Below are 22208 nucleotides of genomic sequence, written 5' to 3'. Positions count from 1 at the left end.
GCACGCTGACGCTGCCGCACGTCGGGTTCAACCGGCACGTCGGCGTCTTCTCCGATCACCACATCACCCCGGCCGGCGACGTGGTCGGCGCCGACGCGTGGAACGAGTGCGCGGACCGGTGGCTGCCCTCCGCAGCGGACAAGGCCCACGTTCAGAGCCTCATGCGCCCCGTCTACGAGCCGGGCAGGATTGCCGGCTGGATCGCCCCGCCCACCAACGGCATCAACGGCCGGCCGTTCGAGTACGAATACGTCCACCTCGCCTGAGCCGGCACCCGCCGGGCTTCAAAAGCGCCCTCGACACCGGGAGAAATTCGCAATGCCGTATGTGATCGCGGCAGCCTGCATCGATGTGACGGATCGGTCCTGCATGGACGAGTGTCCGGTCGACTGCATCTACGAGGGCGCCCGCAAGCTCTACATCAACCCGCTGGAGTGCATCGACTGCGGTGCCTGCGAGCCGGCCTGCCCGGTGGAGGCCATCTCGCAGGACCGCGCCGTCCCCGAAGGCCAGGAAGCGTTTGTCGACGACAACGCCCGCTTCTTCGAACTGCCGCTGCCAGGCCGGTCCGAGCCGCTGGAACGGCCCGGCGGCGCCACCGGCCTCGGGGCGCTCGGTGTGGACACCGAGTTCGTCCGCTCCTACCCAGGCCCACCTGAGGAGACACCATGACAACCGCCCTGGAGTCGTATGTCGCCGGCCGATGGGTTGCCGGCGATGACGGTGTCCCGGTGGCCGACGCGGTCACCGGCGAACACGTCGTCACAGTGTCGAGCAGCGGTCTCGACCTGGTCGCTGGTCTGGGGCACGCCTGGCGCGCCGGGGGTCCTGCGCTTCGTGGCCTCACCTTCCGCGAGCGGGCCGGCATGCTGACGGCACTCGCGACGCAGCTGCGCGAACATCGCCCGCACTACTACGCGCTCTCCCACCGGACAGGCGCGACGACCGCGGATGCAAAGGTCGACGTCGACGGTGGGATCGCGGTCTTGTCCGCATACGCCGCGCTCGGAGCGGACCTGCCCGACGACACTGTCCTGACCGTCGATGCGCCGCAGCGGCTGAGCCGGGGCACGGGGTTCGCAGGCCAGCACCTCGCCACCCCGCGCCTGGGTGTCGCGGTACAGATCAACGCCTACAACTTTCCCGTCTGGGGCATGCTCGAGAAGCTCGCTCCGGCGCTCCTGGCGGGCGTCGCCTCGATCGTCAAGCCCGCGACCCCCACCGCCTACGTCACCGAGCGCGTGGTGCGCGACATCGTTGCATCAGGGCTGCTTCCTGATGGTGCGCTGCAACTGGTATGCGGTTCGATCACCAACCTGCTCGACCACCTCGGTCCACAGGACTCGATCGCCTTCACCGGATCGGCCACCACTGCCGCACGGCTCCGAGCGGCACCCGTGGTCGTGCGCGAGGCGGTCCGATTCACTGCCGAGGCCGACTCGCTCAACTGCTCGATCCTCGGTCCCGACGCTGCTCCGGGAACCGCTGAGTTCGACCTCTACGTCGAGCAACTGGTCGTGGAGATGACGGTCAAGGCGGGACAGAAGTGCACAGCCATCCGGCGGGCGATCGTTCCGCAGAAGCACCTCGACGCCGTACTCGATGCGGTCTCCGGCAGGTTGGCGCAGGTCGTCGTCGGCCATCCCGCGTCGGCACAGGTGCAGATGGGAGCACTCGCCGGCCTGGAACAACGTGATGACGTCCGATCGGCGATCACGGCGCTGACCCGAGGCGCCCGGATCGTCTCCGGTGACCCTGACAAGGTCGACCCCGTCGACGCCGACGCCGAGCGGGGGGCATTCCTCGGCCCCGTGCTGCTGCACGCCTCCGATCCCGACGCCGCAGAACCACATGACGTCGAGGCGTTCGGACCGGTCAGCACAGTGATGGGCTACCGATCCGTCGCGCACGCCGGCGAACTCGCCGCACGCGGTCGCGGCAGCCTCGCCGCATCGGTCGTCACGGCCGACGACAACACCGCCCGCGATCTCGTCCGCACCCTCGCGCCGTGGCACGGCCGGGTACTGGTGCTCGACACGCGCTGCGCCGCCGAGTCCACCGGTCATGGTGCCCCCCTGCCCGGACTGCTCCACGGCGGCCCCGGCCGAGCCGGTGGCGGTGCCGAGCTCGGTGGGCTCCACGCGGTGGACCACCACCTGCAACGGACCGCAGTCCAGGGCAGCCCCGCGATGCTCGCGGCGATCCAGAGCAGCCCCGCGATGCTCGCGGCGATCCGGGGCACATCGTGACCGCGCCGCGCGTGGCCATCGTCGGCTCGGGCCCGTCCGGGCTCTACACCGCCACCGCACTCGTCGTCTCCGCTCACCCGCTCGACATCGATGTCATCGACCGGCTGCCCACCCCGTTCGGCCTCGTCCGCTACGGCGTAGCCCCCGACCACGCCCGGATGAAGGCCGTGGCGCGGGTGCTCGCGAAGCCGTTCGAGGACGACCGCGTTCGCTACCTCGGCAACGTCGAGGTCGGTCGAGACGTCAGTCACCGCAACCTGCGCGACCACTACGACGTCGTCGTCCACGCCTCCGGAACCGAGCGCGACCGCCGGCTCGGGATCCCGGGTGAAGACCGCCCCGGCGCTGTCGGCGCTGCCGACTTCGTCCGCTGGTACAACGGCCATCCCGACGTCGCGGAGGTCGAGCTCGCCCTCCGCGCCCCCGAGGTCGCGGTGGTCGGCGCGGGTAACGTCGCTCTGGACGTCGTCCGGATCCTGAGCCGGACGAGCTGCGGGGGACCGACGTGCCGACCCGCGTCCTTGCCGCGCTCGAGCAGAGTGCGGTCCGCGACGTCCACGTCCTGATCCGCCGCGGCCCCGAGGACGCGAAGTTCACCCCGGCCGAGCTGTTCCAGCTCTCCGAGCTTGCCGATGCGGACGTCGTCCTGCATCCCGCCGACCTCGATATCACCGACCCCTCCACACGCCCGACAGGAGAGTCCGCCGGAACCTCACCACCTTCCGCGACTTCGCCGCCACCCCATCACGGGGACTCCGGCGCCGACTGCACCTGCGGTTCTTCAGCAGCCCCGTCGAGATCGCCGGGCAGAGTCAGGTCGAGGGCATCGTTGTGGAGCGCACGGCGCTACGCGATGGACGTGTCGTCGGCACGGGCCTGCGGAAGACACTGCCGGTCGGCATGGTGATCTCCGCCGTCGGGTTCCGCGGCGCTCCGCTGCCAGGGCTACCTTTCGACGCCGACAACGGAATCGTCCCGAACGACCGGGGCCGCGTGGTGGCGGACGGCGAGCCGGTTCCCGGCACGTTTGTGACCGGCTGGCTCAAGCGCGGACCGACGGGGATCATCGGGACGAACAAGCCCGCCGGTGCCGAGACCGCCGCAGCAGTGCTGGAGGATCTGCCCGGCTCGCCCGGCCGCACCCGGCCCGACATCCTCGACACCCTCTCCGGGCGTGGCGTCGCAACGACGGACTGGCAGGGCTGGCTACGCCTCGACACCTAGGAAGCCACCCTCGGCGAACCGGACGGCCGAGGCCGCGTCAAGGTCCACGACCTCGCGACCATGCTCCGTGTCGCGCACGCCGTGCCTGGGCCCGGCTGAACCGGGTAGCAGGTCGCCACTCACTGCACCCGTCCACCATCGAGGAGTTCTGCCATGCCCGAGGCCAGCCGCGTCGCGATCGTCACTGGCGCCGCCCGAGGGATCGGTGCGGCCGTCGCGCTGCGCCTTGCCTATGACGGCCTCGCCGTCGCCGTCCTCGACTTGGACGAGGCGGCGGCCACAGTCTCGGCCGACGCCATCACGTCAGCCGGAGGCGTCGCGATCGCGCTCGGCGCCGACGTCGCCGACCCCACCGCGGTGCAGGCATCGGTCGACCGCACCGCTGACGAGCTGGGCGCGCCGACAGTGCTGGTCAACAACGCCGGCATCACCCGCGACAACCTGCTGATCACGCTGACGGAGAACGACTGGGACGCTGTCATCGATGTCCATCTTAAAGGCGCGGTCCTCATGACCCGGGCTGCGCAGGCTCACATGGTCGAGTCGGGCTGGGGTCGGATCGTGAACCTCTCCTCGACCTCAGCGCTGGGCAACCGGGGCCAGGCGAATTACGTCACGGCCAAAGCTGGAGTGCAGGGCCTCACCAAGACCCTCGCCCTCGAACTCGGGCGCTTTGGAATCACGGCAAACTGCGTCGCGCCTGGTTTCATCGTCAGCGAGATGACCAGGGTGACAGCAGACCGGATCGGGACGCCGTGGGCGCAATACGTCCACGACCGGGCGCAGGCGATCCCGGTTCAGCGTGCGGGTGAGGTCGACGACGTCGCGAACGCAGTTTCCTTCTTCGCCGACGCCCGCTCGGGTTTCGTCTCGGGACAGGTCCTGTACGTGGCGGGCGGACCACGCACCTGACGGTGCTGTCCTGAGCCTCGACCACGTGTATGTCGACATTGAGGTTCCCCCGCTTGCTCGGAGATCGACGATCATGGCCGAAGGGCCGTGTAAGGAGACTCCGTGGCAGCACCGAAGAAGTGCCCCGACGAGCTGCGTGAGCGCGCCGTCCCCCTCTACCGGGAGTCCGACCCCGAGCTGGTGATCCGGCGGCTGGCCGAGCAGCTGGGCATCGGTGTGCCCGTCGAGCAGCACCGCGATCTGTCCGTCGAGGACCTTGATCTCCTCGGCGACCGTGAGGAGCGCGGCGACGAACGCGCGGGTCACGCCGGCGGCGGCCGCCCCGGCGGGGCCGATCGCTCCGCGGGGTGCGGCGCACAGGTGCGCGTGCAGGACAGCAGGGTTCTTGTGGCCGGTGTAGTTGTTGCGGCGCAACCAGGTTCCGAGTCGGGACGGGGTAAGCCAGTCGGCGTCGACCTGGGCCGGGAACTGGGTGAGGAACCGCAGTTGGTGAGACCGTCGAGGTCGGCAAACAGGCCGACCGGGCCGGGGTGGAGGTCTGCAGATGGGCGCGGAGCTGGTTGGCCAGCCCGACCCGGTGGGTGATCAGGTCCTTGCGGGCGCACGGTCGAGCGCAGAAGCACGTGGCTGGGGTGTCGGGATCAGCGGGCGCAGCCGGGCGCGGTCGGTGCGCAGGGTGTCGGCCAGGACGTAGGCGTCGAAGCGGTCGTCCTTGTTCCGCGCTGAGCCACAGCGTCCGCGCAGGTTGTTGAGCTGGGTCGGGGCGATCACGACGACGGTCAACCCGGCCGCGAGGAGGGTGTCGACGACCCGGCCGTCGCTGCGTTCGATGGCGATCTCTTCGACGTGGGCGCGGTGCAGGCGGCGGACGAGCTCGCGCAACCCTCCGCCGTCGGCCCCACGATGAACTGCTCGGCCGCTGTGCCGGTGTGGTCGACGATGACTACGGCGTGATCGGTGGTCGCCCAGTCCAGGCCGGCGGTCACGTTGCCGGGTGGGCGGGGTGGGAGAACGTTCGGGGGAGCTGCGGGCTGGGACATCGGGTCTCCGTGCTGCTCGACGGCGTCGCCCTCGGTCGGGTCGTGGCTCCCGCACGCTCACTGTTGGGCTCAGTCGGCGCTCAGCCCTTGTCGACGGTCTGCACGGCCCGGGTTGCCACCGGGCCCTGCGTTCTAAAGGCGGACGTCGTGGCGTCGGCTTGGCAGGGCAGCAGTGAACCGGTGGCACCTCGGGTGCATCGACGGCGTCGGGCCGCCGACAGTTCTCAAGGGTGGCCCAGTGGGCTTGGCACGGGCTCACTCACGGTCAAGGGCGCTGCGCTGCGCGACAGTCCTTCGGTCTGCCCTTGACAACCCCATGTCAACCTCGGGGTGCGTCGTTCCCGTCGCCGGAGTGTCCTACCGTCCTAGGCGGTGTCCAGGCCGGTGCCCTTCGGGCGGCCTTCGGCCAGCCTGGACACCGCCTGCGGGCGGCTGGAGCGAGCTGCGATCAGGAAGCCACGCCGGTGCTGGTCTCGTGCCGGCTCGGGTGCGCGTCAACAGCTTCGCCGGTGTCGGACGGACTGCGGCGGGCCGTTCTGGCGGCGACGACCGCGGAGAAACTCCGCCGCGGCGCCCATCGCTCGGTCCGCGCGCTCAACGCCGACATCCGCGCCAGGATCGCGACCTGGGACGACGATCCGAAGCCCTACGTCTGGCCAAGACCGCCGACGACATCCTCGCCAGCATCGCCCGCTACTGCACCAAGATTAACGACTCACGACACTAGCTCGCCGCGACGAGCTCGAGCAGCCCGGGGAATCGCGCGTTCAGGTCCTCGGTCCGCAGCCGGCTGCGTCGCTCCAGGCCGTACTGACGCTGGTGGATCACCCCGGCCTCGCGGAGCACCTTGAAGTGGTGGGTGAGGCTCGACTTGGGCCGGTCGAAGCCGAACCACCCGCACGGATGGTCGAAGTCGTCCGAGTTGACCAGGAGCTCGCGTGCCACGGTCATGCGCAGTGGCTCGGCGAGCGCGCCCATGATCGTCTCGAGCCGCAGCTCGTCGGTGGCGGGCTCGGGCAGCAGCGGTGGCCTCGTCTCCGCTCCGGCCGCCGGCGTCACACTTTGTCTCACGTCACCATCGTAGGCGCCCTGTACGAGAAAAGTCGTACATTCGTTGTACGAATAATCTCGTACTGAGGAGCTGGCAGGTGGCGATCGCGAGCACGGACCTGGTACGGACGGGGTCCAGGGGACAGCTGGCCCGAGCGGCGTGGGCGGTGACGGCGGTCTTCGCGCTGTCCAACTCCCCGACGCCGCTCTATGGGTACTGGCAGCGGGAGCTCGGGTTCTCGCCGGGCGTCCTGACGGTCGTCTTCGCCACCTACATCGGGGGCCTCGTGCTCACGCTGCTGGTTGCCGGGCGCGCCGCCGATCGCTACGGGCGCAAGCGCGTGGTCGTGCCGGGTATCGTGATCGGGCTGGCGGCGGCCGTGCTGTTCATGTTCGCGGACAGCGTGGCGGTCCTGATCGTCGCGAGAATGCTGGTCGGGGTCGCGGTCGGGATCGTGGTGTCCGCGGGCATGGCCGCGGTCGTCGACCTCGGGGGCAAGGGCCGTCGTGACGCGTCGTCGATGCTCGCGTCGATCGCGATGGTCGTCGGGGCCGGCCTCGGCCCGCTGCTGGGCGGCCTGATCTTCACGGTCACGGACCGGCCGGTTGTGCCGGTCTTCGGTGTGAACGTTCTGTTACTGGTCGTCGCCCTGGTCGGGTACCTCGGTCTGCCGGCGGACCGTCCGGCCGGGCGGTCTTCAGGGTTCCCGTGGCCGCGCCTTCCCCGCGTCGCCGTGCAGAACCGGCGGTACCTGTCGAGCGGGGTGGCGGTGTTCGCGCCCGGACTGACCGCGACGTCGTTCGTGCTGTCCCTCGGTCCGTCGTTGCTGGTGCTCGTGCTCGGGAACACCTCGCCACTGCTGGCCGGCGGGGTCGCATGCGCGATGTTCCTGGCTGCCACCGGATCGCAGCTCCTGCTCACACGGCTCGCCGTGCCGCGGCTGTTCGCGTTCGGGACCGCGAGCACTGGGCTGGCGATGGTCGCCGTGGTGCTCACGCTCGTGACCGCCAACCCGGCGCTGTTCGTGGCGTCGGCCCTGCTCGCGGGCACCGGCCAGGGTCTCGGCCAGCTGGGCGGCCTGCGCCTCATCGCCCGGCACGTCCAGGGCGACCAGCGGGCGGAGGCGAACGCGGCGCTGAACATCGGCGCCTACCTTCCGGCAGCGGTGCTCACCGTCGCCACCGGGTACGCCGCAGGTGCGTGGGGCATGCCGGTTGGGGTCACCGCGCTCGCGGCGACGCTCGCACTGTTCGGTCTCGTCCTCGGGGTGCGTGCGTACCACCGTTCCGCGGCCGGCTGAGCGGCGCCGGAGCAGGTGGCCCGGAGCCGCGCTGGCCTTCCTCCACGATCAGTGCGGCAGGCCGTCGGCTCCAGCAGCGGCAAGGATCTCGCCCGCGACCGCGCGAAGCTCCGCGAGCAGCGCCTCGGTGGACGGGGTACGCGAGCCGTGGCTGGGCAGCGTCACGCCGACCGTGCGGTTCATCAGCTCCAGGGGGAACGACAGCGTGACGGTGCCGGGATCGTCGGCCGCGATCAGGGCGGGCAGCGCCGCGAGCGCGTCTGTCCGGGTCAGCAGGTGGCGCACCGTGAGGATCGGGGTCGTCTCGACACGGTTGACGGGCAGGTCGATCCCGTTGTGCACGAACACGTTCTCGAGCTCGCTCCGCAGTGCGGTCTCGGTCCCCGGGAGGATCCAGGGGTAGTCGACGAGATCGGACAAGACGGGATCCGACAACGCTACAGCGGGATGGCCGGCCCGGCAGACCAGGGCGATGCGCTCCTCGTAGAGCGCCTCGTGGACGGCGTTGGCGAGGGTGCCGGCGGAGCTGAGCCGTCCGACGATCAGGTCCCCCCGGCCGGTCTCCAGCTCCGCGCGCAGCACCTCCGGCGTGGCCTCCCGCACCACCACGGTGACCCGCGGGCGGCCCGCCTTGAGCCGCTCGATCGCCTGCGGGACCAGCAGGTTCGACCCGGCGAGATGGCTGCCGACGGTCGCCGTGCCTGATCGGCGTCGCCGAGCTCGACGAGGTGCCGGCCGGCCTCCGTCAGCTGCGAGATCACCGCCCGGGCGTGGGTGGTGAAGGCCGAGCCGAACACGGTGGGGGTGAGCCCGCGAGGCCCCGCGTGTAGAGCTCGACGCCGAGGATGTCCTCCAGCTCGCGCAGCGAGCGGATGGCCGCAGGCTGGGCCACGTGCAGGTGACATCGAAATCCGGCAGATGATCTGCTCCACGAATGCGATTGAATCGTTGAACGCTCGCTACCGGCGGGCGATCCGGGCCCGCGGCCATTTCCCTACCGAGCAGGCAGCGATGAAATGCCTGTACCTTGTGACACGCAGCCTGGACCCGACCGGGACGGGCCGCACCCGGTGGACGATGCGGTGGAAGTCTGTGATCAACGCGTTCGCCATCACGTTCGGTGACCGTTGGCCGGGAGCCGAGACCTACTGAGACAACGACGCCGGAAACACCGATCACGAGATGGACCCTCGGGAGTGTCAGATGAACGGTGTAACCGATCATGATGGCCAGTGCGGCCGATATCACCGAGGCGGGCGGGACAGCTGTCGGCGTCGGTGTGGACGTGAGCGACCCTGGCGGAGGCCGGGTTCTGGCTGACGCCGCGATGAGCGCCTTCGGTCAGCTGGATGCTCTTGTCAACAACGCCGGCATCCCCCTCGTCAAGAAGGCTGAGGACATCACGGCCGACGAGTGGTCGGCAGTCCTTGCCACCAATCTGGCGGGGCCATTGTTCTGTTCTCAAGCCGCAGCAGCCGTGATGGGCAGCCGCGGAGGGACCATCGTCAACATCTCGTCGGTCGCCGGGTCCTTCGCGATCCCGGGCCGCGCGGCCTATGTTGCTGCAAAGCACGGTCTGGAGGGTCTCACCAAAGCCCTCGCGGTCGACTGGGCGAGCCGTTCCATTCGGGTGGCCTCGGTCAGCCCCGGTTACGTCGCAACGCCGTTCGTCGAACGCACGATGGCAACGGGCAACTTCAGTGTCGAGGATCTTGAACGGCGCACTCCGCTGGGACGTCTGGCGACCCCGGAGGAGGTCGCCGGAGTCGTGACTTTCCTGGTGTCCCCTGCGGCCTCCTACATCACGGGATCAAGCGTTCCGGTGGACGGTGGCTGGATGTCGTTCGGCGGTTGGTGAGTGTTGGTCAGGTGTGGTCGAGGGGAGTGCGGACTCCGCGTCATCGCTCTGCGAGCGGTACCCAGCGCGACCGCCATGCGGCCAGGGCCCATAGCCGCCACGTCGGAAGCGGACCTCCGGCTGATGCCGTGCGGCCTCACCTCAGTCTCGCGAACCCGCTCGCTCGCGTCCCGCCTCCTGACGCGATGTGAAGTGACCCCCGCTGGCCGGACACCTCCAGACTTGGCAGAAGCCGAGGAGGAGGACGCGCGATGGGGCGTCGAAGCAAGTACCCCGAGGAGTTCCGGCGCAACGCCGCGAAGCTGGCACTCGACGGTGGCCGCTCGATCCGGGACGTAGCCCGTGAGCTCGGGGTCAATCACGAGACCCTGCGGAACTGGGTCGAGGCGTTGCGCCGGGAACGCCGTGACGGCCCGGCCGCGGTCAGCGGCGAGGAACGCGCCGAGCTGGCCCGGCTGCGCCGGCGGGTCGCGGAGCTGGAGCTGGAGAAGGAGGTGCTGCGAAAGGCCGCGGTCTTCTTCGCGAGGGAGACAGACCGGTGACCCGAGAAGCGATCTACGGGTTCATCGCCGCGGAGAAGACCACCTATCCCGTCCGTCTCCTGTGCGGGTCCTGCAGGTCGGCACGTCGGCGTTCTACGACTGGATCGGTCGCGGCCGGCCCGTGATCTCCGAGGACGACCTCGATGACGCGCACGCCGCGAACGAACTCCACGATGCCTGGGCCGAGCACCGCCGCAGCTACGGCGCCCGCCGCCTGACTGCCGAGATCCGCGACCGTGACCAGAAGGGCCGGGCCTGGAACCGCAAGAAGGTCGCTCGGCTGATGACCGTCGCGGGCATCGAGGGCATCCACCGTCGCCGCCACGGCAAGAAGCGCTCCCGCGTCGGCGCCGGGTAGGTCGCCCGGACCTGGTCAAACGGCAGTTCGTCGCCGAGGGTCTGGACCAGTTGTGGGTCGCTGACATTTCCTACCTGCGCACCTGGGAGGGGTTCCTCTACCTCGCCGTGGTTCTCGACGCCTGCACCCGCCGTGTCGTGGGCTGGGCGATGGCTGATCACCCGCGTCGCGAGCTCGTCCTGGACGCCCTCGGGATGGCCTTGCACCAGCGCAAACCGGCCGCCGGGTTGATCCACCACAGCGACCACGGAGTCCAGTACACCTCGATCGACTTCGGTCGCACCCTACGCACCTCCGGCGTGGTCGCCTCGATGGGCAGCATCGGCGACGCCTTCGACAACGCCATGGCCGAGAGTTCTTCGCCACGCTCAAGGAAGAGATGATCTATCGAAGGGCTTGGCCGAGCCGGCACGAACTCGAGATGGAGGTGTTCTCCTTCATCGAGGGCTTCTACAACCCCTTGCGCCGCCACTCCCGGCTGGGCAACCTCAGCCCCGCCGCCTACGAGCAGCAGATCACGACACAGATCGAGGTGTCCGGCTGACGGGGTCACTTCACGATTTCGCGTCGATAAACATGCGGTCAGCCACACTCGGTGCCATCTCGTACAGGCAACGGAGGGCATCATGACCACTTCGGCGGCGCAGGACATGTGCACCATCTATCGCGGAGCGATGGCACGGTTCACGACCGGGGTCACGACCATCACCCCGAATGGTCCGGCCGGAATGACAGCGAGCGCAGTCGCGTCCGTCTCGCTGGACCCGCTCATGCTGCTGGTGTGCGTCGGGAACAAGCTCGCGACGAGGCACGCGATCGCCGATTCCGGGGTCTTCGCCGTCAGCGTTCTCGCGCAGGGACAGGAAGGGCACGCCCTTCGGTTCGCGAGCCGGTGTGACGACAAGTTCGCCGGTATCGGGTTCCGTCCCGACTACGAGATCCCGGTCGTCGAGGGCGCGGTCGCGCACTTCTCGTGCAGGGTGAAGGAGGAGCTTCCCGGAGGGGATCACACGATCTTCATCGGCGAGGTGGAGAGCTGTGGCTACTCCGGCGACTCGGATCCGCTCGTGTACTTCGGTGGGCGGTTCGGCAGCCTCTGCGACCCCGACTCGCACGCCCGGCTCGCCTTCGACTGGCAGCTCGCGGCATCGCTGTAGCCGGCCGCGCGGACACCATCCGGCTCTCACGTGCGCGCCTGCGCACTCGTCGTCAGGAGATCACACATGAACGTATCCGTGCTCGGGCTCGGCCAGATGGGGTCCGCCATCGCGGAACGGCTCGTCGGAGCCGGCCACGATGTGAGCGTCTGGAACAGGTCGACGGGCAAGGCGGACGCTCTGGTCGCGATGGGCGCGTTCCTGTTGCGCGACCCGGCCGAGGCCTGGGACCGGTCCGACGTCTGCATCACGATGGTGGCCGACTCCCGGGCCCTGGCCGACCTGGCCCTCGCGGCCGAGGGCGGGCTGGCCCGTGCGGTGCAGGGTAAGGGGAAGACGCTGATCGACATGAGCACCGTCTCGGAGACGGTCTCCCGGGACGTCGCCGCCGAGGCCGGGTCCAGTGGCGTCGGGTACCTGCGTGCCCCGGTGAGCGGGAACCCGGGGGTCGTGCGGGCGGGGAACCTCACGATCGTCGCGTCCGGTGAGGAGGAGGTCTTCACCTCCTCGCAGGGTCTGTTGCGCGACATCGGCCCCCACGTGTTCTACGCCGGTGCGGGCGACGCGGCGCGCGTCATCAAGCTGGCGCTCAACCTCATGGTCGCCGGTACGGCCGAGCTCCTCGCGGAGTGCATCGCCCTGGCCGAGTCCCACGACGTACGCCGTGACACGCTCCTCGAGATCGTCGGTGCCTCGGCGGTGGCGTCGCCTTTGGTGAAGTACAAGATCGGACCGCTGTTGGCCGACGACTACGAGTCGACGTTCAGCTCGCGGCTGATGCGTAAGGACCTGGACCTGGTGCTCGAGTCGGCCGCCGCCGGCGGCGTCCCGCTGCCGATCACCGCTGTCGTCCACCAGCTGCTGCAGGCCTGCATCTCGACCGGCTTGGGGGAGCTGGACTTCATGTCCCTGCTCATCCGCCTGCAGCGTGAGGCCGGCCAGGCCACCACCTGAGGGCTACCGGCCCCGGGCACTCGCGCACGGAGAGCCGATCAGGACACCATCGAGGCCGGCCGGGCAGTCGCGCGGCCGGCCTCTCCTGGATCGTGGGATCAGAGCAGAGCTGCGACGGGCTCGGGCGCTCCCGGCATGTCCAGGTCGAACAGCATGACGCGGTGGAAGCGGGACAACGCGTTCCAGACGCTGATGGACATGACCAGCTCGACCAGCTCGGCCGGCTCGAACAGGCGGTGCGCCTCGTCGCGGAGGCCGGGGGTGACCCCGGTGAGGCTGCTGTCGGTGGAGAGCAGGGGGACCGACAGCGTGATCTCCTCGGCGAGCACGAGGGCGATCCGCTCGCGCTCGGTGAAGCCGTCGAGCTCACCGCCGGCCACGGCCGCCAGCTCGGCGAGGCTGACGCCCTTGGCCAGCGCCGACGTGCAGCGGTGGCTCGCCGTGTAGCGGCAGTGGTTGAGCACCGCGACGCGGACGGCTGCCAGCTCCTTCACCCGGACCTCGAGCGCGCCCGGGCCGTTGACCTGCTTGAGGAACGGCAGGTAGGCCGCGAACAGACCGGGACTGTTCCCGATGGCGGCCCAGGTGTTCAGGACCTGGCCGTACGCGTCGACCCCGGCGGTCAGCGTGGGTCGGTCGACCGTGGAGAACTCGTCTGCTGTCAGCAACGGCACCAGTGGCATGGGATCACCTTTCGATCGGTTCGGGTGCGTTCGGCGCGAAACCGGATGTCCCGCGGCCATAGCTCAGGTCACGATCCGCAGGGGGCTTTCGAGGAGGGCGACGAACTCCTGCATCCACTGCGCCGCGACCGCACCGTCGATGGGCCGGTGGTCCACCGAGAGCGTGACGCGCATCGTGCGGGCCACGACGCACTGGCTCTCCTCGACCACGACGGACTCGCGGGCCGCTCCGACGGCCAGGATCGAGGACTGCGGCGGGTTGATGATCGCCGCGAAGTCCTCGGTCCCGTACATCCCGAGGTTCGTCACGGTGATGCTGCCGCCCTCGAGCTCATCGGGCCGCAACTTGCTGTCGCGGGCCCGTGCGGCGAAGTCGCGGGTAGCTGTGGCCAGCGCGGAGACGTTCATGGTCTCGACTGAGCGCACCACCGGGGTGACGAGGCCGTCGGCGGTCGCCACGGCGACGGCGATGTCGACCGAGTCGAACTGCCGGACCGAATCCGGCGTCCAGATCACGTTCATCCGCGGCATCGCCTGGTGTGCCTTGGCCACGGCCATCACGACCAGGTCGTTGACCGAGATCCGCGACGTCGCGTGCTCGTTGATCTGCTCACGCAGCGCGAGCAGCGCGTCGACGCGCGCGGAGGCACGGACGTAGAAGTGCGGCGCCGTCTGCTTGCTCTCGGTCAGCCGGCTCGCGATCGCGCGACGCAGGCGCGTGTGCGGGATGTCGTGGCCGGTCGCGGTCGGCTCTGTGCTCGCCGGAGCGGTCGGTCGCACCGGAGGCGCGGCGGGGGCGGCCGCGGCCCGCTTCGCCACGGCGGCGGTGACGTCCCGGCGCACGATCCGTCCGCCCGGTCCGGTCCCCCGGAGCTCGGACAGGTCCAGCCCTTCGTCGCGAACGAGCTTGCGGGCGAGCGGACTCGCGAAGATGCGCCCGCCGATCTGCCGGCCGGGCGCGTTCGTCGGTTCCGGTCGAGCAGGGATGCCAGGGACGTCAGGGGCCGGCCCGGGCGCCTGGAGGGACGGTGCGGCGCCCGTGGCGGGCCCGTCGGGGCCGTCGGCGCCGAGGTCGAGGCCGGCGAGGCTCTCGCCCTCGGCGCCGATGACGGCGAGAGGTGCGCCGACCGCGACGTCGCTGCCCGGTGTGGCGACGAGCCGCAGGATGTGACCGCCGATCTCGGCCTCGATGTCCACAGTGGCCTTGGCCGTCTCGGCCGAGGCGATCGCGTCACCCGCGGCGACGCTCGCGCCCTCGGCGACGAGCCATTCGACGAGCGTGGCCTCCGGAGTGTTCGCGGCCAGCTCGGGCATCCGCATCACGGCGGCCATCAGAAGGCCACCTCCGTGAGCCGCGCGGCGACCTCCTCGGTGCGCGCGATCGCCGCGCGCTCGAGGACCTTGGAGATGCTGGGGGAGGCGACGCCGCCGGTCACGCGCTGCACCGGCTGGTCGAGCCAGTCGAAGAAACGGCGCTGGATCTCGTCGGCGAGCCATCCGCCGTACGACGTCCCGAGGGCCCCTTGTTCGGCGATGAGGACGTTGTTCGTCTTGCGGATGCTCTCGCCGATGGTGTCCCAGTCGATGCTCGCCCGGTCCAGCCAGCGCAGGTCGATCACCTCCGCGTCGGGGGCGCCGTCGGCCGACACGGCTTCCAGGACGTACCGGGTCATGGCGAGGTAGGTGAGCACGGTGATCTCGCTGCCCTCCCTGCGTACGGCGGCCGCGCCCACCGGCAGGTGGTAGTCGAGGTCGTCGACCGGCACGTCACCGGTCGTCTCGTAGAGGTCGACGTGCTCCAGGACCACGACGGGGTCCTTGCACCGCAAGGCCGAGTTCATCAGCCCGATGTAGTCGAACGGGGTGGAGGGCGCGACGATCCGCCACCCCGCGGAGGTGGCGAAGATGCCCGCCGGGTCCATGGAGTGCTGCGAGCCGTACCCGGTTCCCATCGCCACCTTGGACCGCAGCACGAACGGCACCGCGCTCTCCCCACCGAACATGTGACGTGCCTTGCCGATCTGGTTGAACAGCTGGTCGGCCGCTACCCACATGAAGTCGGCGTACATGAACTCGACGACCGGCTTGTACCGGCCGTCCAGGGCCATCCCGCCGCCGAGGCCCGCGAACGCGTTCTCGCTGATGGGGGTGCCGAGGACGCGGTCGGGGTACTTCTCCTTCAGGCCGCGGGTGGCGCCGTTGGTACCGCCGTTGAGCCGGTGGACGTCCTCGCCGAGGACCACCACGCCGGGATCGGTCGCCATCCGGCGGTCCATCACGTCGGCCACGACCTCGATGAGGCGGGCCTCGCGGAACTCACCGCGGACGTCGGCCCGATCGGCCACCCGGACCTCGTCGAACTCGCTCAGGTCGCCCCGCACCCCCACGTCGACGAACGTCGGGTCGGGCCATTCACCGCGCTTGATGCGACGGACGCCGGCCTTGGCGGTGGGGTCGTCCTCCAGCAGCTCCGCGCCGACCTCGTCCATCAGCGCCTGGGCGCGCTTGACCACGTCGTCGACCTCCTGCTGGGAGAGGATCGAGCGGCGGGTCAGCCAGGATGCCGTCAATGCGACGGGGTCGCGACGGCGCCACTCCGCCTCCTCCTCCTTGCTCCGGTAGCGGAAGGCGCTCCCGGGGTAGGGCCCGTTCTGGTGGAAGTACCGGTAGACCTCGGCCTCGATCATGGTTGGGCCGCGACCTGCTCGCATGTGCTCGGTCGCCTCACGCATCGCCAGGTGGACGGCGAGTGGATCCATTCCGTCGACCTTCCAGCTCGGGATCCCGAAGCCCGGGCCGCGGGCGGACAGCCTCGGCTCGCCGGTGACCTCGGCGATGTGGGTGGACACGGCGTAGAGGTTGTTCTCGACGAAGAAGCACAGCGGCAGCGACCACGCCGCGGCCAGGTTGAACGTCTCCAGAGTCGAGCCGATGTTGGTGGCTCCGTCGCCGAAGTAGGTGACCGAGACCGCGTCGGACCCCGACATCCGGTGCGCCATCGCCGATCCGGCGGCGAGCGGGACGCCCCCGCCCACGATGGCGTTGGTGCCGATGGCGCCCGCCTCCTTCCACAGCAGGTGCATCGACCCGCCGCGCCCGTGCGAGAAGCCCCGGTCGAGCCCGCAGATCTCGCCCAGGGTGCGGAGCGCGAGGGCACGCACGTCCGGTGAGAACTCGGCAGTGGCGTCGATGCCGTCGGGGTGGAGGTGCCGCAGCGCCTTGGCCAGGAACTGGTGGTGTCCCCGGTGCGAGCCGTTGACGGTGTCGCCGGAGCCGAGTGCCAGTGCCGACCCGACCGCGCCGCCTTCCTGGCCGATGCTCGAGTGGGCCGGCCCGTGGATCAGGCCCTTGCCGGCGAGTTCCAGGACGTACTCTTCGAACACCCGGATCAGCACGAGCTGGGCGTACATGTCCGTCAGAAGCCCGGGATCGGCGCTGAGCCAGTCGGGTTCGCCGGCGCGCAGTTCGATCCAAGGTGCGTCATAGGTCATCTTGTGGTGCCGAGTCATGGGAGCTCCTGAGTCCAGCTCTGGTCAATCCCGCCAGAATGGATCCATTTTTACTACGTTGCTAGGCCAAGGGCAAATGGCGGCGGCTGGATTCGATGCGCCGGACCGGTGCCTACACTTCGTCGGGGACGCCCGGCGTGGAGCTGCCGGGCGTCGACGAACAGGGAGGTGCTCCTCGTGGGCGACACCGCGCCTCGCGGCGAGGCGGCCAGCGAGCGCGTGGCGGCGCATCTGCGGCAGGCCATCCTCAGTGGGGAGATACGGCCCGGCAGTCGGATCCGGCAGGAGGAGATCGCCGAGCAGCTCGGCGCGAGCCGGCTGCCGGTCCGTGAGGCCCTCCGGATGCTCGAGGCCGAGGGGCTCACTCAGCTCGAGGTCAACAAGGGTGCCCGGGTACCCGCATTCGACCGGGCTCAGCTCGACGTCATCTACGAGATGCGCGAGCGCATCGAGACGCTCGCGCTGCGGCTGAGCCTGCCTCACCTGACCTCGGCGCACGAGGCCGAGCTGTACCGCCTGCAGGACCGGATCGAGGCGACCACCGACGTCGCCACCTTCCTCGACCTGGATCGGCAGTTCCATCTCCTGAGCTATGTCGGCTGCCCCAGCGGCGAGCTCCTCGCCTCCGTGACGCGACTGTGGAACTCCACCCAGCACTACCGTCGGGCCTTCATGCTGCACAAGGCGGAGGAGCGGTGGATGATCGTCAACGCCGAGCACCGCCTCCTGCTCGACGCGATCGCCCGGCGCGACGAGGTCGACTGCGAGCGCTTCCTGTCCGGTCACATCCGCCGGACCCGCATCCAGCTCGTCGATCACCCGGAGATCTTCGACGACTAGCTCGGGCTCGCTGCCACGTGAGATGGATCCAAAAATGAACCGCTGACGGTTGACTTTGTCAGGGGGCCGCTCCACGATGGCCAAATGGATCCATTACTGGGCATGACGACTGTCGACACCGCACCTCGGGGGGAGCTGTTCGTCGGGGGGAACCGGGTGGACACCGCCGACCGGTTGCCGGTGGTGGACCCCGCAACCGGGAAGGAGTTCGCCTCGGTCTCGGTGGCCGGGGCGGCGGAATGCGGGGCCGCGGTCGACGCGGCTGCTGAGAGCCTCCCGGGTTGGGCGCGGACCAGCCCGCGAGACCGTGCCGAGGTCCTCCGGCGCGCGTTCGAGATCATGACCGCGCACGGTGAGCAGCTCGCGCGCATCATCACTCTCGAGAACGGCAAGGTGCTCGCCGACTCGCGGGCCGAGGTCGCCTACGCGGCCGAGTTCTTCCGGTGGTTCTCCGAGGAGGCCGTGCGTGTCCCGGGCGACTTCCGGACGGCGCCGGCGGGCGACAAGCGCATCGTCGTGACACATCAGCCGGTCGGGGTGTCCCTGCTCGTCACGCCCTGGAACTTCCCGGCTGCGATGGCGACCAGGAAGCTGGCGCCTGCGCTCGCCGCCGGCTGCAGCGTCGTGCTCAAGCCCGCGTCGGAGACGCCGCTGACCGCACTCGCGATCGCCGAGGTCCTCGAGCTCGCCGGCGTCCCTGCCGGCGTCGTCAACGTCGTGGTCGCTGCTCCGACCCCGGTCCGGGTCCGGGAGATGCTGCACGACCCACGGGTCCGGAACCTGTCCTTCACCGGATCCACCGAGGTGGGGGTGAAGCTACTGCACGAATCCGCCGACCAGGTCGTCCGGACCTCGATGGAGCTCGGCGGCAACGCCCCGTTCCTCGTGCTCGAGGACGCCGACGTCGAGGCCGCGGTCGCCGGTGCACTCATCGCCAAGCTCCGCAACGGCGGCGCGGCGTGTACCGCGGCGAACCGCTTCTACGTGCACGCCGCCGTGGCCCGGGAGTTCACGGCGCAGCTGAGCCATGCGATGCAGCGACTCCGCGTGGGCCCAGGGATCGACGCCGCCAGCGACATCGGATCGCTCGTGTCCGTCGTGGAGCGGGCCAAGGTCGAGCAGATCGTCGACGCCGCGACGTCGGCGGGCGCCCGCGCCGTCGTGGGCGGCACGAGCGTCGCCGGCGCCGGCGCGTTCTACCCGCCGACGATCCTGACGGGAGTCGACCCCGACGCCGACATCCTCGGCGTCGAGATCTTCGGCCCGGTGGCGCCGGTCGTCACGTTCGAGTCCGAGGACGACGCGGTCCGGATGGCCAACGCCACCCCCTACGGGCTGATCAGCTACGTGTACTCGCGCGACGTCCAGCGGGCCTTCGCGGTCGCCGATCGGCTCGATGCCGGAATGGTCGCGCTCAACCGCGGAGCGCTGTCCGATCCCGCCGCCCCGTTCGGGGGCATGAAGGAGAGTGGCATCGGCCGGGAGGGTGGCTTCGCCGGCATCCACGAGTTCCTGGAGACGAAGTACATCGCCGCCGGGCTCTAGGTGCGCCGCCCGCACTCCGTTCCGACCACCGCACACCCGACACTCACGATGGGAACACCAGCATGTCTCACCACGACGTCGACCTCGTGGTCCTCGGCGGAGGGAGCGGTGGCTACGCCGCCGCACTGCGCGCGGCGGAGCTCGGGCGCTCGGTCGTCCTGATCGAGAAGGACCGGCTGGGCGGAACCTGCCTGCACCGCGGGTGCATCCCCACCAAGGCGTTGCTGCACGCGGGCGACGTCGCCGACGTCACGCGCGAGGGGCACCGCTTCGGTGTGGACAGCCGCCTCGCCGGAATCGACATGTCCGGTGTGCACGAGTACATGCGTGAGGTCATCGACAAGAACTGGAACGGCCTCGCCGGTCTGATCCGCAGCCGCGGGATCACGGTCGTCGAGGAGCACGGCACGCTCGTCGCGGCCCGCACGGTGCGGGCGGGGGAGGACACCTACACCGGATCGGCGCTCGTCCTCGCCACCGGCTCCCGCTCCCGGTCCCTGCCGGGCATCGTCCCCGACGGCGGGACCGTCCTGTTCAGCGAGGACGCCCTCGCCCGAGCGTCGGTGCCCGAGTCGGCGATAGTCCTGGGCGGCGGGGTCATCGGCTGCGAGTTCGCCTCGGCCTGGACCTCGTTGGGCGCCGAGGTCACCATCGTCGAGGCGCGGGACCACCTGGTCCCGCTGGAGGACGAGTCCAGCTCGAAGCTGCTGGAGCGGGCGTTCCGCCGGCGCGGCATCGCCCACCATCTGGGTTCGGCGGTCGCCGGGACGGCCAAGGGTCCCGACGGCGTGCAGGTGCGTCTGGAGAACGGCACCTCGCTCGACGCGCAGGTCCTCCTGGTGGCCGTGGGCCGGAGCCCGGTCACGGAAGGGCTCGGATTCGCCGAGCACGGGATCGTGATGGACGGCAACGGTTTCGTCGTCGTCGACGAGTCCGGCCGGACCACCGCACCCGGTGTCTACGCGGTGGGAGACCTGGTCCCGACCCTGCAGCTCGCCCACGTCGGCTTCGCCGAGGGCATCCTGGCGGCCGAGCACCTCGCCGGCCTGAACCCCGACCCGATCTCTTACGACGGGGTGCCACGGGTGACGTACTCGTCGCCGGAGATCGCGTCCGTGGGGCTCACCGAAGCCCGGGCGCGGGAGCGGTACGGCGACGACGCGGTCCGGGTGGTCACCTACGACCTGTCCGGCAACGGTCGCAGCGCCATCCTGCGCACCGGCGGCGCGGTGAAGCTGGTCGCCCTGACCGCGGACGGGACCGTGGTCGGCGTCCACATGGTGGGTGACCGCGTCAGCGAGCTCGTCGCCGAGTCGCAGCTGATCGTCAACTGGGAGGCGACGGCGGCCGATGTCGCCGGTCTGATCCACCCCCACCCGACCCAGTCGGAGGCGCTGGGCGAGGCACACCTGCTGCTCGCGGGGAAACCGCTGCACGTCCACTGACCGGTGAGACGTCTTCGGCCCCGCGGTGGCGAGGCCGAAGAGGTGGAGCAGGTCTCGCGTCAGGGGCCCGCCGGAACGTCGCGGCAGCCGGCGCGGGAGCCCGCCTCGGTGTTCAGGTGCGACTGGGAGTCGCGCTCCGTGGGCAGGGGACCGGCCACGGTGAAGTACCGCTGCCCGGCGACGAGGAGGTCCTCGGCGGGGAACTTCGTGATCACCTCACAGCCGTCGGCGGTGACCACGAGCTCCTCCTCGATCCGGGCGGCGCCCCAGCCGTCCTTGGACGGCCAGTAGGTCTCCAGCGCGAACACCATGCCCTCCTCGATCACCTCGGGGTGTTCGAGGGAGACGAGGCGGGAGAACACCGGCTTCTCCCAGATGGAAAGGCCGACGCCGTGGCCGTACTGAAGGGCGAAGGCCGCTTCCTCGTCTGGGAACCCGAACTCCTGGGCCGTCGGCCATACGGAGACGATGTCGGCGGTCGTCGCACCGGGGCGGACGAGGCTGATGGCCTCGTCCATGTACTCACGGCACTGCGTGTAGGCGTCACGTTGGGCCGACGACGCACTCCCCACGGCGAAGGTGCGGTAGTAGCAGGTGCGGTAGCCGTTGTAGCTGTGCAGGATGTCGAAGAACGCCGGGTCGCCGGGCCGCACGATCCGGTCCGAGAAGACGTGGGGGTGCGGCGCGCAGCGTTCCCCGGAGATCGCGTTGACGCCCTCGACGAATTCGGAGCCGAGATCGTAGAGGGTCTTGGCCACCACGCCGACGCACTCGTTCTCGCGCACTCCCGGCCGGAGGAACTCGTAGAGGTTCTCGTAGGCGGCGTCGACCATCGAGCACGCATGGGTGAGCAGGTGGATCTCGTCGCGGGTCTTGATCCGCCTGGCCTCGAGGAACACCTGCTGTCCGTCGACGACGGTGACGCCGGCGTTCTGCAGCGCCGTCAGGACCGGGAGCTCGATGACGTCGACACCGAGGGGCTCGTCGAGGAGCCCGTAGAGCTCCAGCTCGCGCTTGATCTTCTGCGCGACGGAGTCGCCCATGCCGACGAGGGGGTTGATGGCGCCGCGCAACGTCGAGATCCCGGCGCGGGCGCCGCTCGGGTTGCGGCGGTCGGCACCGTGGTGGGCGCCGTGGGGGTCGCCGTCGGAGTGCGCGGCCGAGTAGTCCAGCCAGGGGTTGTAGAGCTGGTGGTGCTTCGCGGCCGACCCGAAGTCCCACACGATCGGCTCACCGCCCCGCACCAGCAGCGAGAACCGGATCATCTTGTCGACGGCCCAGGTACCGATGTGGGTCGAGGTCATGTACCGGATGTTGGCGAAATCGAAGGCCAGGATCGCTCCGAGATCGGACTTCTCCAGCGTGGCGCGGAGCCGGGCGAGCCGCTCGTCACGGAGCCGGCCCATGTCGACGCGGGTCTCCCAGTCCACCGCGTTCGGCCCGAACGTCGGGATTGCCATCACAGCTCCTTTGCTCAGTGGACACCGCAGGTGGTGAGACGCACGCGCGCCGCCGACTCGGGTGTGGCGCGCGTGCGTTAA

General features: G+C 70.0%; 24 protein-coding genes and 3 pseudogenes. 20 read left to right on the top strand and 7 right to left on the bottom strand.

The window, feature by feature from the left end; genetic code table 11:
- From TOK_RS03240 to TOK_RS31480, 7 genes and pseudogenes are all read left to right on the top strand, one after another.
- A pseudogene (locus TOK_RS03240) lies at window positions 1–266 on the top strand (benzoyl-CoA 2,3-epoxidase subunit BoxB); the annotation flags it as partial.
- A 52-nt stretch (window positions 267–318) separates the two neighbouring features.
- Window positions 319–672, top strand: a complete 354-nt coding sequence (gene fdxA / locus TOK_RS03235; RefSeq protein ID WP_098956248.1) for a ferredoxin — start codon at window positions 319–321, stop codon at window positions 670–672.
- Window positions 669–2249 carry a phenylacetic acid degradation bifunctional protein PaaZ gene (gene paaZ, locus TOK_RS03230; RefSeq protein ID WP_098956247.1) on the top strand — a complete coding sequence of 527 codons (1581 nt, stop codon included), beginning with the start codon at window positions 669–671 and terminating at the stop codon, window positions 2247–2249. The genes fdxA and paaZ overlap by 4 nt, the downstream gene beginning before the upstream one ends.
- Window positions 2246–2815 carry an FAD-dependent oxidoreductase gene (locus TOK_RS33745; RefSeq protein WP_253258149.1) on the top strand — a complete coding sequence of 190 codons (570 nt, stop codon included), beginning with the start codon at window positions 2246–2248 and terminating at the stop codon, window positions 2813–2815. The genes paaZ and TOK_RS33745 overlap by 4 nt, the downstream gene beginning before the upstream one ends.
- 334 nt (window positions 2816–3149) lie before the next feature.
- Window positions 3150–3473, top strand: a complete 324-nt coding sequence (locus TOK_RS33740) for a hypothetical protein (RefSeq protein WP_253258148.1) — start codon at window positions 3150–3152, stop codon at window positions 3471–3473.
- Between the two features lie 153 nt (window positions 3474–3626).
- The gene (locus TOK_RS03220) at window positions 3627–4385 is read left to right on the top strand and encodes an SDR family oxidoreductase (RefSeq protein ID WP_098956246.1); all 759 of its coding nucleotides are present in this window, start codon (window positions 3627–3629) and stop codon (window positions 4383–4385) included.
- Between the two features lie 102 nt (window positions 4386–4487).
- A complete protein-coding gene (locus tag TOK_RS31480) occupies window positions 4488–4970 on the top strand; it encodes a hypothetical protein (RefSeq protein ID WP_141566248.1) in 483 nt (160 codons plus the stop codon).
- Here the strand turns inward: TOK_RS31480 and TOK_RS32305 are convergent, their stop codons facing one another.
- The gene (locus TOK_RS32305; protein ID WP_172457379.1) at window positions 4971–5267 is read right to left on the bottom strand and encodes a transposase; all 297 of its coding nucleotides are present in this window, start codon (window positions 5265–5267) and stop codon (window positions 4971–4973) included.
- Between the two features lie 697 nt (window positions 5268–5964).
- On the opposite strand from TOK_RS32305, the pseudogene TOK_RS03210 reads away from it, so the two are divergent.
- A pseudogene (locus TOK_RS03210) lies at window positions 5965–6152 on the top strand (IS630 family transposase); the annotation flags it as partial.
- On the opposite strand, the gene TOK_RS03205 reads toward TOK_RS03210, so the two are convergent.
- Window positions 6149–6496: a helix-turn-helix transcriptional regulator gene (locus TOK_RS03205; RefSeq protein ID WP_253258147.1), complete on the bottom strand. Its 348-nt coding sequence runs from the start codon at window positions 6494–6496 to the stop codon at window positions 6149–6151. The pseudogene TOK_RS03210 and the gene TOK_RS03205 sit on opposite strands and share 4 nt — an antisense overlap.
- Window positions 6497–6573: 77 nt before the next feature.
- Here TOK_RS03205 and TOK_RS03200 point away from each other — a divergent pair, with 77 nt between their 5' ends.
- Entirely contained in the window at window positions 6574–7776 is a 1203-nt protein-coding gene (locus tag TOK_RS03200; protein WP_216361829.1) for an MFS transporter, read from the top strand.
- Between the two features lie 48 nt (window positions 7777–7824).
- On the opposite strand, the gene TOK_RS33735 is transcribed toward TOK_RS03200, so the two are convergent.
- Window positions 7825–8766 carry a LysR substrate-binding domain-containing protein gene (locus TOK_RS33735; protein WP_098956243.1) on the bottom strand — a complete coding sequence of 314 codons (942 nt, stop codon included), beginning with the start codon at window positions 8764–8766 and terminating at the stop codon, window positions 7825–7827.
- On the opposite strand from TOK_RS33735, the pseudogene TOK_RS32295 reads away from it, so the two are divergent.
- The 8 genes and pseudogenes from TOK_RS32295 to TOK_RS03155 all read left to right on the top strand — a co-directional run.
- A pseudogene (locus TOK_RS32295) lies at window positions 8677–8928 on the top strand (transposase); the annotation flags it as partial. The gene TOK_RS33735 and the pseudogene TOK_RS32295 overlap by 90 nt on opposite strands.
- A 70-nt stretch (window positions 8929–8998) precedes the next feature.
- Window positions 8999–9634 carry an SDR family NAD(P)-dependent oxidoreductase gene (locus TOK_RS03185; protein ID WP_098956242.1) on the top strand — a complete coding sequence of 212 codons (636 nt, stop codon included), beginning with the start codon at window positions 8999–9001 and terminating at the stop codon, window positions 9632–9634.
- Between the two features lie 251 nt (window positions 9635–9885).
- Entirely contained in the window at window positions 9886–10176 is a 291-nt protein-coding gene (locus tag TOK_RS03180; protein WP_098956241.1) for a transposase, read from the top strand.
- A 61-nt stretch (window positions 10177–10237) separates the two neighbouring features.
- Window positions 10238–10534, top strand: coding sequence for an IS3 family transposase (locus TOK_RS31475; protein WP_141566246.1), 297 nt, complete (start codon window positions 10238–10240; stop codon window positions 10532–10534).
- A 50-nt stretch (window positions 10535–10584) separates the two neighbouring features.
- Window positions 10585–10917 carry a DDE-type integrase/transposase/recombinase gene (locus TOK_RS03170; protein ID WP_172457378.1) on the top strand — a complete coding sequence of 111 codons (333 nt, stop codon included), beginning with the start codon at window positions 10585–10587 and terminating at the stop codon, window positions 10915–10917.
- Entirely contained in the window at window positions 10914–11078 is a 165-nt protein-coding gene (locus TOK_RS03165; protein ID WP_098956238.1) for an IS3 family transposase, read from the top strand. The genes TOK_RS03170 and TOK_RS03165 overlap by 4 nt, the downstream gene beginning before the upstream one ends.
- Window positions 11079–11160: 82 nt before the next feature.
- On the top strand, window positions 11161–11691 hold the full coding sequence (locus TOK_RS03160; protein WP_098956237.1) for a flavin reductase family protein: 531 nt from the start codon (window positions 11161–11163) through the stop codon (window positions 11689–11691).
- Window positions 11692–11757: 66 nt separating this feature from the next.
- Entirely contained in the window at window positions 11758–12645 is an 888-nt protein-coding gene (locus TOK_RS03155; protein WP_098956236.1) for an NAD(P)-dependent oxidoreductase, read from the top strand.
- 98 nt (window positions 12646–12743) lie between these two features.
- Here the strand turns inward: TOK_RS03155 and TOK_RS03150 are convergent, their stop codons facing one another.
- The 3 genes from TOK_RS03150 to TOK_RS03140 all read right to left on the bottom strand — a co-directional run bounded on the left by TOK_RS03150 (window position 12744) and on the right by TOK_RS03140 (window position 16837).
- Window positions 12744–13328, bottom strand: coding sequence for a carboxymuconolactone decarboxylase family protein (locus TOK_RS03150; RefSeq protein WP_172457377.1), 585 nt, complete (start codon window positions 13326–13328; stop codon window positions 12744–12746).
- Window positions 13329–13391: 63 nt separating this feature from the next.
- A complete protein-coding gene (locus TOK_RS03145) occupies window positions 13392–14660 on the bottom strand; it encodes a dihydrolipoamide acetyltransferase family protein (RefSeq protein ID WP_098956234.1) in 1269 nt (422 codons plus the stop codon).
- Window positions 14660–16837 (bottom strand): thiamine pyrophosphate-dependent enzyme, encoded by a 2178-nt coding sequence (locus TOK_RS03140; RefSeq protein WP_098956233.1) that lies wholly within the window; start codon window positions 16835–16837, stop codon window positions 14660–14662. The genes TOK_RS03145 and TOK_RS03140 overlap by 1 nt, the downstream gene beginning before the upstream one ends.
- Window positions 16838–17014: 177 nt before the next feature.
- On the opposite strand from TOK_RS03140, the gene TOK_RS03135 reads away from it, so the two are divergent.
- The 3 genes from TOK_RS03135 to lpdA all read left to right on the top strand — a co-directional run bounded on the left by TOK_RS03135 (window position 17015) and on the right by lpdA (window position 20667).
- Complete coding sequence (locus TOK_RS03135; protein WP_172457376.1) at window positions 17015–17677, top strand: GntR family transcriptional regulator; 663 nt, start codon at window positions 17015–17017, stop codon at window positions 17675–17677.
- Between the two features lie 102 nt (window positions 17678–17779).
- Window positions 17780–19222 carry an NAD-dependent succinate-semialdehyde dehydrogenase gene (locus tag TOK_RS03130; protein ID WP_098956231.1) on the top strand — a complete coding sequence of 481 codons (1443 nt, stop codon included), beginning with the start codon at window positions 17780–17782 and terminating at the stop codon, window positions 19220–19222.
- A gap of 62 nt (window positions 19223–19284) precedes the next feature.
- A complete protein-coding gene (gene lpdA, locus TOK_RS03125) occupies window positions 19285–20667 on the top strand; it encodes a dihydrolipoyl dehydrogenase (RefSeq protein ID WP_098956230.1) in 1383 nt (460 codons plus the stop codon).
- A gap of 59 nt (window positions 20668–20726) precedes the next feature.
- Here lpdA and TOK_RS03120 read toward each other — a convergent pair whose 3' ends face one another.
- Complete coding sequence (locus TOK_RS03120) at window positions 20727–22127, bottom strand: Xaa-Pro peptidase family protein (protein ID WP_098956229.1); 1401 nt, start codon at window positions 22125–22127, stop codon at window positions 20727–20729.
- Window positions 22128–22208 lie beyond the last annotated feature (81 nt).

It is taken from the genome of Pseudonocardia sp. N23, from assembly GCF_002583555.1.
Lineage (GTDB): Bacteria > Actinomycetota > Actinomycetes > Mycobacteriales > Pseudonocardiaceae > Pseudonocardia.
Note: the sequence above shows the minus strand (reverse complement) of the source record. Positions and strands in the feature narration are given on the sequence as shown.

Excerpts from the sequence above, each read along its gene's own strand:
- TOK_RS33735 (WP_098956243.1), bottom strand. The coding sequence starts at position 8,766 with ATGGCCGCGGGCCCGGATCGCCCGCCGGTAGCGAGCGTTCAACGATTC.
- TOK_RS03165 (WP_098956238.1), top strand. The coding sequence starts at position 10,914 with ATGATCTATCGAAGGGCTTGGCCGAGCCGGCACGAACTCGAGATGGAG.
- TOK_RS03160 (WP_098956237.1), top strand. The coding sequence starts at position 11,161 with ATGACCACTTCGGCGGCGCAGGACATGTGCACCATCTATCGCGGAGCG.
- TOK_RS03150 (WP_172457377.1), bottom strand. The coding sequence starts at position 13,328 with ATGCCACTGGTGCCGTTGCTGACAGCAGACGAGTTCTCCACGGTCGAC.
- TOK_RS03140 (WP_098956233.1), bottom strand. The coding sequence starts at position 16,837 with ATGACTCGGCACCACAAGATGACCTATGACGCACCTTGGATCGAACTG.
- TOK_RS03130 (WP_098956231.1), top strand. The coding sequence starts at position 17,780 with ATGACGACTGTCGACACCGCACCTCGGGGGGAGCTGTTCGTCGGGGGG.
- TOK_RS03185 (WP_098956242.1), top strand. The coding sequence starts at position 8,999 with ATGATGGCCAGTGCGGCCGATATCACCGAGGCGGGCGGGACAGCTGTC.
- fdxA (WP_098956248.1), top strand. The coding sequence starts at position 319 with ATGCCGTATGTGATCGCGGCAGCCTGCATCGATGTGACGGATCGGTCC.
- TOK_RS03180 (WP_098956241.1), top strand. The coding sequence starts at position 9,886 with ATGGGGCGTCGAAGCAAGTACCCCGAGGAGTTCCGGCGCAACGCCGCG.
- TOK_RS03145 (WP_098956234.1), bottom strand. The coding sequence starts at position 14,660 with ATGGCCGCCGTGATGCGGATGCCCGAGCTGGCCGCGAACACTCCGGAG.
- TOK_RS03120 (WP_098956229.1), bottom strand. The coding sequence starts at position 22,127 with ATGGCAATCCCGACGTTCGGGCCGAACGCGGTGGACTGGGAGACCCGC.
- TOK_RS03220 (WP_098956246.1), top strand. The coding sequence starts at position 3,627 with ATGCCCGAGGCCAGCCGCGTCGCGATCGTCACTGGCGCCGCCCGAGGG.
- TOK_RS33740 (WP_253258148.1), top strand. The coding sequence starts at position 3,150 with ATGGTGATCTCCGCCGTCGGGTTCCGCGGCGCTCCGCTGCCAGGGCTA.
- TOK_RS03155 (WP_098956236.1), top strand. The coding sequence starts at position 11,758 with ATGAACGTATCCGTGCTCGGGCTCGGCCAGATGGGGTCCGCCATCGCG.
- lpdA (WP_098956230.1), top strand. The coding sequence starts at position 19,285 with ATGTCTCACCACGACGTCGACCTCGTGGTCCTCGGCGGAGGGAGCGGT.
- paaZ (WP_098956247.1), top strand. The coding sequence starts at position 669 with ATGACAACCGCCCTGGAGTCGTATGTCGCCGGCCGATGGGTTGCCGGC.